Source organism: Anabaena sp. EIM26, from assembly GCF_057568715.1.
Map to the genome: position 1 here is coordinate 5,764,162 of NZ_CM172472.1, position 14,088 is coordinate 5,778,249.

The 14,088-nt window shown below is 42.1% G+C and carries 11 protein-coding genes; 6 read left to right on the forward strand and 5 right to left on the reverse strand.

Annotated elements, in window-relative coordinates; genetic code table 11:
* Positions 1-6 precede the first annotated feature (6 nt).
* From purN to rdgB, 3 genes are all read left to right on the forward strand, one after another.
* Complete coding sequence (purN, locus tag AC012T_RS25060; RefSeq protein WP_487061793.1) at positions 7-726, forward strand: phosphoribosylglycinamide formyltransferase; 720 nt, start codon at positions 7-9, stop codon at positions 724-726.
* 181 nt (positions 727-907) lie between these two features.
* Positions 908-2,350, forward strand: coding sequence for a phosphoglucomutase/phosphomannomutase family protein (locus AC012T_RS25065; protein WP_487061795.1), 1,443 nt, complete (start codon positions 908-910; stop codon positions 2,348-2,350).
* An 86-nt stretch (positions 2,351-2,436) separates the two neighbouring features.
* On the forward strand, positions 2,437-3,015 hold the full coding sequence (gene rdgB / locus AC012T_RS25070) for an RdgB/HAM1 family non-canonical purine NTP pyrophosphatase (protein ID WP_487061797.1): 579 nt from the start codon (positions 2,437-2,439) through the stop codon (positions 3,013-3,015).
* A gap of 110 nt (positions 3,016-3,125) precedes the next feature.
* On the opposite strand, the gene AC012T_RS25075 is transcribed toward rdgB, so the two are convergent.
* The 5 genes from AC012T_RS25075 to hetF form a co-directional block, all read right to left on the reverse strand.
* Positions 3,126-3,959: a TIGR02391 family protein gene (locus AC012T_RS25075; protein WP_487061799.1), complete on the reverse strand. Its 834-nt coding sequence runs from the start codon at positions 3,957-3,959 to the stop codon at positions 3,126-3,128.
* Between the two features lie 31 nt (positions 3,960-3,990).
* On the reverse strand, positions 3,991-4,308 hold the full coding sequence (locus tag AC012T_RS25080; protein ID WP_487061801.1) for a HigA family addiction module antitoxin: 318 nt from the start codon (positions 4,306-4,308) through the stop codon (positions 3,991-3,993).
* An 11-nt stretch (positions 4,309-4,319) separates the two neighbouring features.
* Complete coding sequence (locus AC012T_RS25085) at positions 4,320-4,619, reverse strand: type II toxin-antitoxin system RelE/ParE family toxin (RefSeq protein WP_487061803.1); 300 nt, start codon at positions 4,617-4,619, stop codon at positions 4,320-4,322.
* Between the two features lie 170 nt (positions 4,620-4,789).
* Positions 4,790-5,128, reverse strand: coding sequence for a P-II family nitrogen regulator (locus AC012T_RS25090; RefSeq protein ID WP_015216486.1), 339 nt, complete (start codon positions 5,126-5,128; stop codon positions 4,790-4,792).
* A 139-nt stretch (positions 5,129-5,267) separates the two neighbouring features.
* Complete coding sequence (hetF, locus tag AC012T_RS25095) at positions 5,268-7,757, reverse strand: cell division protein HetF (protein WP_487061805.1); 2,490 nt, start codon at positions 7,755-7,757, stop codon at positions 5,268-5,270.
* A gap of 2,283 nt (positions 7,758-10,040) precedes the next feature.
* On the opposite strand from hetF, the gene AC012T_RS25100 reads away from it, so the two are divergent.
* Genes AC012T_RS25100 through AC012T_RS25110 form a run of 3 tightly spaced genes read left to right on the forward strand, consistent with a single transcriptional unit; the run spans position 10,041 to position 14,029 of the window.
* Positions 10,041-11,846 carry a fatty acyl-AMP ligase gene (locus AC012T_RS25100; RefSeq protein WP_487061807.1) on the forward strand — a complete coding sequence of 602 codons (1,806 nt, stop codon included), beginning with the start codon at positions 10,041-10,043 and terminating at the stop codon, positions 11,844-11,846.
* 10 nt (positions 11,847-11,856) lie between these two features.
* Positions 11,857-13,665, forward strand: coding sequence for an acyl-CoA dehydrogenase family protein (locus AC012T_RS25105; RefSeq protein WP_487061809.1), 1,809 nt, complete (start codon positions 11,857-11,859; stop codon positions 13,663-13,665).
* Positions 13,634-14,029 carry an acyl carrier protein gene (locus tag AC012T_RS25110; RefSeq protein ID WP_487061811.1) on the forward strand — a complete coding sequence of 132 codons (396 nt, stop codon included), beginning with the start codon at positions 13,634-13,636 and terminating at the stop codon, positions 14,027-14,029. Before AC012T_RS25105 ends, AC012T_RS25110 begins: the two co-directional genes overlap by 32 nt.
* The last annotated feature ends 59 nt before the right edge of the window (positions 14,030-14,088 follow it).

Genomic DNA, 14,088 nt, shown 5'->3' on the forward strand with positions numbered 1-14,088 from the left:
AATTCTATGAGTCAATATTACCCGATTGAGGGTGCATCTAGCCTAGTTTCTCCTGATATTTCTAGTACAAAATTCACATCAGATACTCCCTTGAAATTAGGAGTTATGGCTTCTGGAAATGGGAGTAATTTTGAAGTAGTTGCGAAAGCTATCCAAGAAGGCACATTAAACGCTAAAATTCAAGTTTTAATTTACAATAATCCCTCAGCTAAGGCAGCTACAAGGGCAGCAAATCACGGTGTAGAAGCTATTCTATTAAATCACCGCGACTATAAAAGCCGAGAAGATTTGGACAGAGAAATTGTTAAGACTTTGCAGCAGTATGATGTGGAATTGGTGATCATGGCAGGTTGGATGCGTCTGGTGACACAAGAATTAATTGACGCTTTTCCTGACAAAATTATTAATATCCATCCTAGCTTATTGCCTAGTTTTAAGGGTGTTAGGGCTGTAGAACAAGCTTTAGCCGCAGGAGTGAAAATAACAGGTTGTACTGTGCATCTCCTCCGTTTAGAAATGGACAGTGGCCCAATTTTGATGCAAGCGGCAGTACCAGTATTACCGGATGATACGGCGGAAACACTACACGCTAGAATTCAGTTACAGGAACACCTAATTTTACCATTAGCGATCGCTTCTCTAGCCTCTCATAGCAGAATACAGGAGTCAGGAGTTCGGAGTTCGGAGTTCGGAGTTCGGAGTTCGGAGTTCGGAGTTCGGAGTTAGGAGTTAGGAGTTAGGAGTCAGGAGTTAGGAGTTAGGAGTTAGGAGTTCGGAGTCAGGATTCAGGATTCAGGGGTAAAAATTGCTTTATTACGTTGTATCTTTCCAATTACCCATTACCAATTACCCATTACCCATTCCCTATAAATGCTACAATCCTCAGTTAGAAATTTAGGATATATTTATGCCAGTTTTAACTAGCCCAATCAAGTTTGGTACGGATGGCTGGCGGGGTGTAATTGGCGAGGAATTCACTTTTGAACGCCTAGCCTTAGTAGCAACCGTTGCCGCCAAAGTTTTATATAGTACTTATTTTCCTACGGTAGGTAATCGCACAATTATTATCGGTTACGATCGCCGATTTATGGCTGAAGAATTTGCCCGTGTTGTCGCTAATGCTGTGACTGCTGTGGGCTTTGATGTCCTATTTAGCGAAACTTTTGCCCCTACACCGGCTTTTAGTTGGGCAGCTAAAGAACTCAATGCGTTAGGGGCGCTAGTCGTTACAGCTAGTCATAATCCTGGCAAATACTTAGGCTTAAAAGTCAAAAGCGCTTTTGGAGGTTCCGTACCGCCAGAAGTTACCAACGAAATAGAAAGTTTGTTAACCGTGGATGTACCACCCGCAGCCACGACGGGGAAAGAAGAGAAGTTTGATCCCTGGCCTAGTTATTGTCAAGCATTAGCAGCTAAAGTTGATATTGGCAAAATTAGGCAAGCGATCGCATCCGACAAATTAACATTATTTGTTGATGTTATGCATGGTGCAGCGGCTAGTGGATTGGGTAGACTGTTAGGCGAACAAGTCCAAGAAATCAATACCAACCGTGATCCCCTGTTTGCAGGTGGTGCGCCCGAACCTTTGCCAAAATACCTTTCCCAGCTATTTAAAGTCATTAAAACTCATGGGAAAAGCAACAATTCAGGTTTAACTGTAGGTTTAGTATTTGATGGAGATTGCGATCGCATTGCCGCAGTTGACAAAGACGCTAATTTCCTTAGTTCCCAAATCTTAATCCCCATATTAATAGATCACCTCACCCGCAGGCGTAACTTTACAGGCGAAATCGTCAAAACAGTCAGCGGTTCTGACATCATTCCCCTTGTTGCTAAATCACTTAATTTACCTGTATTTGAAACCGCAGTCGGTTATAAATACATCGCCGACAGGATGTTAGATACAGAGGTATTACTTGGTGGTGAAGAATCCGGTGGCATTGGTTATGGTAGTCATATTCCCGAACGAGATGCCCTACTTTCAGCATTGTATGTCTTAGAAGCAGTTGTAGAATCAGGCTTAGATTTAGGTGAGTATTATCGCCAATTGCAACAACAAACCAATTTCAGTTCAGCCTATGATCGCATAGATTTACCTTTAGCAAATATGGATGTGCGAGGACGGTTATTGCAACAATTGCAAACCCAACCTTTAACAGAAATTGCCGGAAAAAAGGTCATTGATTGTAAAACCATCGACGGTTATAAATTCCGTCTCGCTGATCAAAGTTGGTTAATGATTCGCTTTAGTGGCACTGAACCAGTTTTACGTCTTTACTGCGAAGCACCCACACTAGAACAAGTTCATCAAACTCTAGCTTGGGCAAAAACCTGGGCAGAATCGAATTAGAAGAGATGGGGAAGAAGAGGAGAATAAATTTCTATCTATTCCCTATTTCCTGCTTACTGTCAACTGTCAACTGTCACCTATTCTTCATGACAAAAACACTCGTTGTAGCTACAGGAAATCCCGGTAAATTGAGGGAAATGCAAGCTTATTTAGCTGATTCTGGTTGGGAATTAACTCTCAAACCAGATGATTTAGACGTGGAAGAAACAGGGGAAACTTTTGCTGCAAATGCTTGTATCAAAGCCTCTGAGGTTGCTATAGCTACCGGAAATTGGGCGATCGCAGATGATTCCGGTTTAGCTGTAGATGCCCTCAATGGTTCACCTGGTGTATATTCTGCCCGTTATGGCAATACCGACGCAGAACGTATTTCTCGGTTATTACGAGAGTTAGGCGATACAGAAAATCGTCAAGCCCAGTTTATTTGTGCAGTAGCAGTTGCAAATCCTGAAGGAAAGATAGTTTTGCAATCTGAGGGTATTTGTCGCGGTGAAATTCTTTATTCAACCCGTGGTGATGGTGGTTTTGGTTATGATCCCATTTTTTATGTCCCAGAAAAGCAATTAACTTTTGCCCAAATGTCACCAGATTTGAAAAAGTCAATTAGTCATCGTGGTAATGCTTTGAAAAGTTTAGTTCCCCAGTTGTTGAAGGTGTTGGGGTGAGGGTTTTTTGGGGTTATTCGTTTTCTATTGAGGATAATTTTAACGAACCACGTTCGCGGTAGCGTTGCGAAGCAAAGGGCGCGAAGGAAGAGAAGAAGAGGTTTGCTATTTTATGGTTTTGTTTTGGTAGTCTCATCAATGCGTCGGCAAAAAAGAGATGCCATAAATAAATATTCATAAGCTTTTCTGGCTTCTTCTTGCTTTCCATGAGTATGTGCGAGTACGTTACGGACTCCTTTTACAAATCCCTGTAGCATCATCATAAAACCAAGCTGCTCGTTACGTAAACTCTCTGTAGATAAATGACTAAATGTAAGAATAGGCTTGTCTCCGCCAAATACTTTAGTTATTAATTTATCTCCATCTTCCGTTAAAAGAGTTTTATCTTTGATATATTGCATCACGGCTTTAACTGATGCCTCTACAGCTTGAGAATAATGTCCATCTAAAAATAATTTGGAACATCCTTTATTTATAAACGGGTGTAAGAACTCAAGATTACAAAGCATAAAAAAATCAACGCCTTTTTCAGCATTGATAGTTCTATTTAAAATAGGAGAAATATCACAATCTCTTGGAAATGTTTCTAGCTTATCTATAATTTCTTCTATACCTTCAATAAATTTCTCTACACATAATTTCTTTATTTGGGGAGTTGATTGAAGTTTAAATACCTCATCTAGTATCCATAAATACAAATACATTGGATTGGATGGATAAGAAAACCGCCATTTATCGCGAAATAAAAAAATGTAATGCTTCAATTTATCAAATCGTGCTGAAAGACTTCGTGCCTGTCCTACAAGAACTGGATTCATCTCTATAAAAGTATCATAATCTATGCCATCTCTTGAATTGTTTATTGCTCTTTCCCAAGTATAATAATGGTCATCTACATATTTCTGAAATTCTTTTAATTCTTCAATGAGTTTTTTTACTTTCATATGAAAACTTAATTTTCAACTTCTATTTAGTCTAGGTTTCGATTGTAACTTGCATATTCCCAGTTGATATCCAAGGAGAAATGGTTGCTTTAATTTCTTTACCAATCTTTTGTTCAGCCAGTCTGAGTTCATAATTTTTCTGCAAATTCATCCAAAATTCAGCACTAGTACCAAACCATTGTCCTAGACGTAATGCAGTGTCAGCAGTAATTGACCTTTGACCATTAATTATTTCGGTAATTCTATTTTTTGGGACATGAAGCAACCTAGCTAATTCACTTGCACTTATTCCTAATTCATGCAGTTCATCAGCTAAAATTTCCCCAGGATGAATAGGTGGACGTGCCATATAATTCTCCTTTAGTGATAATTTGTAATTTCTATGTTGAAAGGTTTTAGTTCATCATCTGGCCAATTGAAACAAATTCGCCATTTTTCATTAATGCGGATGCTGTATTGGCCGTCTCTATCACCTTCTAAGGACTCAAAGTTATTACTTGGTAATAACATTAAATCCTTTTTACTAGTAGCCGCCTCTAATATCTCAAGCCGTCTGTATGCTTGTCTAGTAAAAGCTTGAAACTCTTTTACCCTCTCACCTAAAGCGAATTGCTCCGTCCTTCTATCTCGATATTTTCGATATTCCTTTGACGGAGACATATCTTATAAAAAATGGTAGATGTTATGCGTTACGTAACCTATAACTTTTTTAGTATAGCACAATCAAACTACAAAAGGCGCTGCTGATGTTAGAGATGAAGAAAAATCTTGATAATACCTCATCCCTTAATTCCACAACGCCCAATATTTTAAGACTCAAAATTCAGCGCTTAAACGGCTTCTGTGTTCTTTTCCCCGGTACGAATACGGATAACTTGCTCTACAGGAGAGATAAAAATCTTACCATCACCAATTTCTCCAGTTCGGGCGGCTGAGATAATTTTATCAACCACCATATCCACCTGGGAATCTTCAACCACGATTTCCACCTTGAGTTTTTGTAGAAACTCAACCGTGTATTCCGAACCCCGATAGCGTTCAGTTTGACCTTTTTGTCGTCCAAAACCTCGGACTTCAGAAATTGTCATGCCCACAATTCCCGCATTCACCAAGGCAATTTTTACCTCATCCAGCTTAAATGGACGGATAATAGCTTCTACTTTTCTCATTTTTTGCAATTCCTGACTTCTAAGAGCATCGTTTATATATCTAACCAGATTAGTTGTCTAAAGCTGTAACTATAGAGCTACTGTTTAACTTGAGTTTGATGTATTGTATTTCACCACTGCTCAGGTGTCTAGACCTTACTTACTGGCTTTGTTCCTGAAGGAGCGATCGCCAATCTGCGATCGCTTTTTCTGTCCACAGCCAATTTTGAGCCAATTTCTCCACCGTAAACTTCGCAGGTTCATTCTCAATCACTGTTTGACGCAGTTTAATTGCTTCTTTAAGATATTGCCCTTGTCTAGCAACAGGTTGATTATTTACAGATTTATATAAACCCAAAGCTAACCCCGCATAAGAAGTTAAAGCCGCTGGTGGCATAATCGGATTGGGAGATTCGGCTTCTGTCAAAGTTGTATTCTGGGGATTGAGTGACAAGTTCAAAGCCTTGAACCAAGCATCATTAGCGCGATTTAAATTTCCCTCTGCATAGTAAGCAAATCCCAAAGCGTTATTATACAACACAGAATCCGGTCGATCCCGCACCGCAATTTCCCAGTAACGACGGGCATCATCAAAACTGTATTTGTTATCTCTAGTTTGAGCAAATTGCCAAGCCAAGCGTCCCCGTAAAAAGTTGACAGATGGATCTTCAGTTTGCTTAGTAGGAATCAGAGCTAAAGCAGTTTCTGCTGATTTCAAAGCACCACGATTCAGTAATTCATCTACAGCCTCTAACCCTGCCTTTAAATTACCTTGACTCAATTGTTCTGTAGCCGTAGCAGTGACAATTCCTGTAGCTGATGTCTGTAGATTAATCGGTTCTAATTTGCGGTTAGCAAAATTATCCGTAGGAATCGGCGGGATTTTGCCCACCACTGACGGTCGATGCTGCCACCACATCACACCCACAAGAATTGCCAGTCCTGCACCCACAAGCCCAAAAATTGGCCATAACCGACGACGGCGACGTGGTGGACGAATTGGAGGTAATGGAGGTTGTTGAAAGTTTTCCTGATTAGCTTCAACAATGGGCGTAGTTGACGCTGTTTCGGCTACACTATCTCCCCATAAATCTAAATTTTCTTCTACCTCTGAAGACAGCTTTTCCTGGTGATCATTTTCCTGTACTGGCAGCTCTAGTTCCGCCTTCATGGAAGTTTCTTCAGTAGAGACTTGTGGATTACCCAACTGACGAAACAAATCGGAAACAATTGCCGAATCTTCATCATAACCAGGTTGATCATACTCAATCTCATCTAAAAGATCTCCCCAAGTATCATCCCCTAGCCAATCAAGCTCAGATGCATCCCGTGCTAAACCTGAGGGCATCATATCCTCAAAATTTAAAGCCATCTGGGCATCATCTGTCACAGCAGCATACATCGAATTAACTGATGTTCCCACAGGCGAGTGATATTCATTGAACAATTCCGCATTTGCAGACAAACCAATTTGCGGAGATAGAAAACCTTCAAATTCCCGCTGTAGATACAGCATTGGTAACGCCCAGTACATCTGGTGAGAACCATAGGCAGAAATTAAGCCTTGACGTACCCGACTCACACACAAATCTAGGGGATAGCCCTGACTTAAGTTACGGTAAAACAATTGCGTTAACGTCAGCGCCACTTCATCGGGAATCCGTTCTGACATCGCCAAAACGCTTCTCAAACCCCTTTTCACCAAACTTTCAGTTAGGTTACGTTCCCCTGTCTCCCCAGATGTATCAGCCTTAGCTCTGTATGCTCCCAAACAAGAGTTAAATACTGCCATTTGAATATTATTATTCACCAGCAACCCTGCTAAATCATCACCGCTGAGGGTTTCTGTTAAGCCAGTTCTTCTACTGACTAGATAAATTTCGCCTCCATTAGTCCCCAAGTTACTATGACCGGAGTAATGTAGAACGTGATATCTTCCCTGTTCTAGAGCTTGGGTTAACTCTTCCCTTCCTGGTTGATCAAGAAGAGTTAGTTCAATTTCTGGAAAGTAATTGCCATTTTCAGTGCTTCGGGGATTCTGGCGATGTAATTCGGCTTGCAAGTTAATCGCTTCTTGTTTGAGCAAATCAAGACGCACTTGATCAGTGGGGGAAGAAATAACCATCAACACCTTTACCCCACTGTCTTCCTGTGGCGTGGGGATATTGCGAGTTGCTAGTCTTGATGTTGCAGGAATTCCACTTTGGTAACGAGAAAAAGCGATATATGGCCCAGTAGCGAGAGGGCGATCGCCTGCGTGCATAACTTCCCAAGGCAAACGCGCCAACTTATTATCTTTAAGTCCCAAACGCAAACGCAATACCTGCTGCTGATTCTGGGCAATACCTTGGGCAGTAATCCAACTATCTCTAAGAGTGCCTTGAAACAGTGCATTATATAATTGTTGACCCAGTGCCACCAAGTTTACAGAGTTTCTAGCGATGCCTGCCGCAGACTGCGACGCAGCATCCCCCTGTAGCACCAACTGTAAAGGGTCATTCATTAAATGTCCTGCTGCCACTAACCACTCAGCCACAGGCCAAGTTACCAGTTCCTCTGCCAATGGCACCCCAGGTGCGACTTGTTCCGTCCGCACCAAGTAGTCATTCTGCCCTACTGGGGTTACGGAAATGTGAAATTCCTGGGTCACAACTTCTCCTGTTTGCCTCCTAAATCCGGTTTGAACCGTAAAAATTTCTAGTCCCTGCTCCCTCTAGCTGATACTTTAGAAGCATATTACTAAGGAATGTTTCTGATTTTGTGTTGTTTCGCCTTTTTTTGCTCGAACAACTTTATCCGGATTGGATTACTTCAGACTAGAACACTTTAATGGTAGATGCACCTTGATCTTCAACTCCCCTGGTAGGCTAACACCCACCGGGGGTTTTCTTTTTAATTTTGGCAAAAAAAGCAATCTTTGACCCAAGAATTTCTTCTCAAACTATCAGTAGATCAAATTCTGATAAATAACTTCCCTAACCAACTACTAGCATTAGGAGTTTTTTCCGTAAGCAATAGCCAAATTTGGTGAAATTTATCCGGAGCATAGTCAGATAACCAGGAACGTTTAAATGGTAGATGCACCCTGATAATTAATTTCCCCTAGTTGGTTAACACCACTGGGGGTTTTTTATGTGGTTGGCAATATCAATAAATTGCAACGCCACCAAATTTTTCCGGAGATAACATTAAACCTGAGAACATTTAATTAGTAGATGCACCCTGATAATTAATTTCCCCTAGTTGGTTAACACCACTGGGGGTTTTTTATGTGGTTGGCAATATCAATAAATTGCAACGCCACCAAATTTTTCCGGAGATAACATTAAACCTGAGAACATTTAATTAGTAGATGCACCCTGATAACTAACTTCCCCTAGTCGGCTAACACCCACTAGGGGTTTTTTTTAGTCATAAACTAAAAACGATCATGCACCTCAATTGATCCGGAGATAGCATTAAACTTGAGAACATTTAATTAGTAGATGCACCCTGATAACTAACTTCCCCTAGCTGGCTAACACCACTGGGGGTTTTTTGTAGTTAGTAACCATCATAGTTCATAAAACTATGGACAAATATATCAGGGCTTACTTCTTATGGACGAAATTTCATCAAGACATTGATTTAGATCAGCGACTAGGAAGGCTTAAAGATGTTTATTTATGCCTAAAATAGCCCATGTCTGACTATAAATCAACAAAGTTTTTTAATACAACCCTGATTCTCAGAAATTTATCCGGAGTACGGTATGAAGTCTGAGAACATTTAACTGGTAGATGCACCCTGATAACTAATTTCCCCTGGTAGGTTAACACCCGCTGGGGGTTTTTTGTAGTTAGCAACTATCATACTACCCTATCTCTGAAAAATTTATCCGTAGCCAGTAGATTAAAAAATAACATTTACTTGCTATATTCACACTGATAACTAACCTCCCCTAGTTGACTAACGCCCACTGAGAGTTTTTGATTCAGAAACAAAAACAAATGGAGGAGAAATTTATCCGGAGGATAGTGAAGCACCTGAGAAAATTAAATTGGTAGATGCACCCTGATAACTAATCTCCCCTAGCTGGCTAATAGCTACTGGGGGTTTTTTATTGGCAAAGACAAGCTTCATATCACCATTTGCTAACAGGCTAGGGCTATTGCAATATTTTAGCCTAATTACAACTGGCTATAAAGTCCCAGTTTAACCTGTTGTTTGCCAAAAGCAACACCCCGTTCCTAAATCGCTTTCACTCCATTTTGGGACGAAGCTATGACTTCAGAATGATTGCCGTGATATATAACTAGGGTTCTTAATAATTTTTCCACAATTAACGCTCTGGTCGGCAACCCAATTTTTATGATGGGTTCTAAACAATGGTTTTTTAGCAGATTAGAAACCCTGAATTGACACGTCGGTGCTAATATTTTCAGCTATGTAAGGTGTGTTGTCGCGCAGCACAACATACAGACTTAAGCACAACAAAACCGAGATAGGGCTAATTCATGAATTACCCCTACGCAAGAATCAGATTTTTAGTTCAATCTTGCGTAAGTCCTAAGCATAACAACCATAACAATTTTCCACTCAAAAAAAAATTCATAGAAAATTCATAGAGAAAATCATTGTTATTATCTCGTATTTACACTGATCTAAAAGGCAAAACTCTTCAAAAACAATACTTTTGCCAATTTGAGACTAGTGAATTAACGGTTGTTAATAAAGGTTAAGTTTATTGATTTAGTGAAAATACGGATGGATATTTCACTAAATTGTTTGTATGTGTCACGATTAAGTTTAGAGATAGAAAAATCCAGTCAAACACATAGCTATACAGATGTACTCCTTACAGATGAGATATGTGTAGAGCCATAGATTCAGATAACCCTACTCTGTACGGAGTCGCCAAATGAATCAATGCCCCGCTACCCAAAATTTGCCAATGACAAACGCCTCTACCTTGATAGAATTACTGCGCTGGCGTGCTACCCATGAAGTGGACAAACTCGCCTATACGTTCCTGATTGATGGAAAAAAAGAGGGAAGCAAGTTAACCTATGGTGAACTTGACCTTCATGCCCGTGCGATTGGCGCACTGTTGCAAAAATATAACGGAAAAGGCCAGCGAGCATTATTGCTTTACCCTCAAGGATTGGATGTCATAGCGGCTTTCTTGGGTAGTCTCTATGGTGGGGTGATAGCTATACCAGTACCACCGCCAGATGCGGGCAGGCTGAAGCGGGCTTTGCCTCGGTTGAGGGCGATAGTAAAAGATGCGAATGCGGCCTTTGCCTTAACCACTGAACGCTTTCTCACCATTTTGCAAGAGGCAGAATTAGATTTTCCAGAGTTTGAGCAGATGCAATGGATAGCTACTGAAGATATTGATCTGACAATGGCAGAACAGTGGCAAGATCCTCAAGTTAGTCCAGATACCCTGGCATATCTGCAATATACATCGGGTTCGACCTCCACACCGAAAGGGGTGATGATCAGCCACCACAACATCATGCACCACTGTGGCTATTTGCAAAAAGCCTGTGGCTATGATGCAGAGAGTGTTTCTATCACTTGGATGCCTTACTTCCATGATTACGGACTGGTGGAGGGATTGACTGAACCACTCTACAATGGTCATCCTTGCTACGTCATGTCTCCTCTAGCTTTCATTAAACAGCCGATTCGTTGGCTCCAGGCTATTTCGCGCTATAGAGGTACTCATAGTCAGGCTCCTAACTTTGCTTATGAGCAGTGTGTCGGACGTGTTACTGATTTACAGATGGAAAGTCTTGATCTCAGCAGTTGGGTAGCAGCGGGTAATGCGGCAGAACCCATTAATCCTAGGGTGTTGGAAGAGTTCTTTGAGAAGTTTGCGCCTTGTGGATTCCGTTGGGAAAGCTTTGCACCGGCTTATGGATTGGCAGAAGATACATTGCTGGTGTCAACTAGTCCTAGAGATAAACCACCTGTACTTTGTCTGGTAAAAACATCGGAAATTGAGAAAAACAAAATTGTCGAAGCCAGTAGCTGGGGTGATGGTGTGCGGGCGATTCCTGGATGTGGTCAGTTGGTATGTGATACCAAAGTAGCGATCGCAAATCCCGATACCTTAACTCGTTGTTCAGCCGATGAGGTGGGTGAGGTTTGGGTATCTGATCCTAGTGTGGCTGGGGGTTACTGGAATCGCCCGGAAGAAAGTGAGAGTACCTTCCGCGCCTACACTGTCGATACTAATGAAGGGCCATTCCTGCGGACAGGTGATTTAGGTTTTATCAAAGGTGGTGAGTTGTTCATCACGGGACGTATCAAAGACTTGATCATTATCAGGGGTACTAACCACTATCCCCAAGATTTAGAGTGGACAGTGCAGCAAATTCATCCTGCCCTGCGTCCAGACTACGGTGCAGCCTTTTCCATAGTTGTGGATGCAGTTGAGCGACTAGTGATCGTGCAGGAAGTCAAACGCAATCCGGAAGAGTTTGTAGCCGATGAGGTAATTAACAGTATCCGACAAGCGATCGCCGAAATTCATGAACTGCAAGTTTATGCGATCGTCTTAGCCAAGCCGGGTAACGTCCTCAAAACATCCAGTGGCAAGATTCAGCGTCGTGCTTGTAAAGCCAGTTTCCTCGCAGGTGAATTGGGCGTGTTAGCAGACTGGAGCGAAAACCCTAAATTTTGTGCCAGCTACCAACAACTATCACAGGAAGTCAATTCCTTGCTGGATCAAGTGCAAGTTACCCATTAAGGAGAAAACCATGCAGCTACTCCAACAATTTTGGGTCGCCGAAGCACTAGAACGAGATTTAGGCGACCCTGGCAACCCAGATAATATGATGTCCTTCAAACAGGTGATAGACCTGGATGAAAAGGAAGAATTTCCTCACGAAATCATTAACTGGCTATACAACTGGAAACTCCAACACTATTACATCCCCACAGAATGCGGTGGTGAGTTTACCGGCTTTGACGAGTTTATCTCCTTTGTGCGGGTGCTTTCACGGCGAGATCAAACCGCTGCGATCGCATTTACCACCATGTTTTGGTCATATTTGGTCTGGATGGCAGGAACAGACGAGCAAAAACACACTCTGTCCAGCTTCATGAAAGATGCTAACGGTGCTATGTGCCTAGCCTATTCAGAAAAAGCACATGGTAGCGACCTCCTGGGCGGCGATATGCAAGCCAAAAAAGTTCCTGGAGGCTACATCCTCAATGGAGAGAAATGGCCAATTAACCGCGCCACCATCTCTGGAATCGCTTTCGTACTCGCCAGAACCGACGACGAAGGAGGAGCCAGGAGCCTTTCCCTGTTCATGGTAGAAAAGAGCAAAATTGACCAAGACAACTATAGCCACCTCCCTAAAATTCTCACTCACGGAGTACGTGGTTCTGATATGAGTGGTATTCGCTTCGAGAACTGCTACATCCCAGAATCCATGAGGTTAGGAGCAGAAGGCGCAGGACTAGAACTAGCCCTCAAAGGCTTCCAAATTACCAGAGCCTTATGTGCAGCCTTTTCCCAAGGAGCCGCAGATACAGCCCTGCGTACCACCCTCAAATTTGCCATAGAACGCAAACTATATGGCAAGACAGTCTTTGATATGCCCCAACCCAAACGCACTCTTACAGATGGGTTTTTGGATATCCTCATTTGTGACTGTGCCACCATCGGGGTGGCGCGGGGATTTAACACCATGCCAGAGCAAATTAGCGTTTGGTCAGCAGTAGTCAAATACTTCGTTACTACTACCTTGGAAACAACGGTGCAGAATGTCTCCGTCGTTTTAGGTTCACGCTTCTATATGCGGGAAGCACATGACTGGGGCATTTTCCAAAAAGTTTTGCGGGATAACGCGATCATCAGTATGTTTGATGGCAGCACCGTCGTTAATCTTCATGCCCTACTTTTGCAACTGCGGCAGTTAGCTAAATCTCGCGTTAGAAATACTGGAGTTAACCTAGACAAACTACAAACACGCCTAGCTACCACTTTTGACTTCACACAGCCTTTGCCCCCTTTCAACGGCAAAAAACTGGAATTGGTCAACCGTGGAGGTGACGATGTACTCCAAGGACTAGATTTAGCCTTGACATCCCTAAAACATCTCAAGGCAGACTCAAATCTTGACCCAGACATTCTGTACCAAATCATCACCCTGACCAACATAGTTCAGGAAGAGTTAAACACGCTTGATGAGCAAATTACAGCTTCTACCTTCCAGTTTGGGCATGAGCAATCGCCAGAGGTGTTTGATATGGCGAAACAATACTGCGTCATGCACGTAGCGGCGGCTTGTGTGCATACGTGGCTTCATAACCGCCATCATCTAGGAGAATTCTTTGCTAACGGAGAGTGGCTGGCACTTAGCTTGCGGAAGCTGATGCTGGCATTTCGCCCTGCCAAAGCATTGCCTGGAAGGATTGATGACGGGGCTGTTACCCAAGAGTTAATCCGCTTGTACAACCAAGACAAGATGTTTTCCATTGTTCCCTTCCAACTAGCAAATTCTACAAAACAGGAAACTACCAATTATGCAAGTCCAAAACTCCAACTCCAAGCTTAATACTATGAATGCTGTTGATACTATCCAAGAATGGTTAGTTAATCAGATTGCCACACAACTGGGTATCAATGCTCAAACTATCAAAGTTACTGAACCTTTGACTCGCTATGGTTTAGACTCCATTGACTCTGTAACTATTGTTGGTGATATGGAAGATTGGTTAGATGCAGAACTGCCTTCCACTTTACTTTGGGACTATCCAACTATTGAAAAAGCTGCTCAATATTTAGTCAATGAACTGAGTGTATTACCTGCCGCAACCAGTGTTACCAAAACAGCTGCTGTTGCCAGCAAACCAAAAGAAGAAGCAATTACCCAAGGTAAAGGCTGGGGTGGACTTTGGAACAAAATCAGTGGTAGTTGATGTTGGGGGAAATGGGGAGAGGAAATTATAGCAATTTTCGGGTAGATGAACTCATTTTT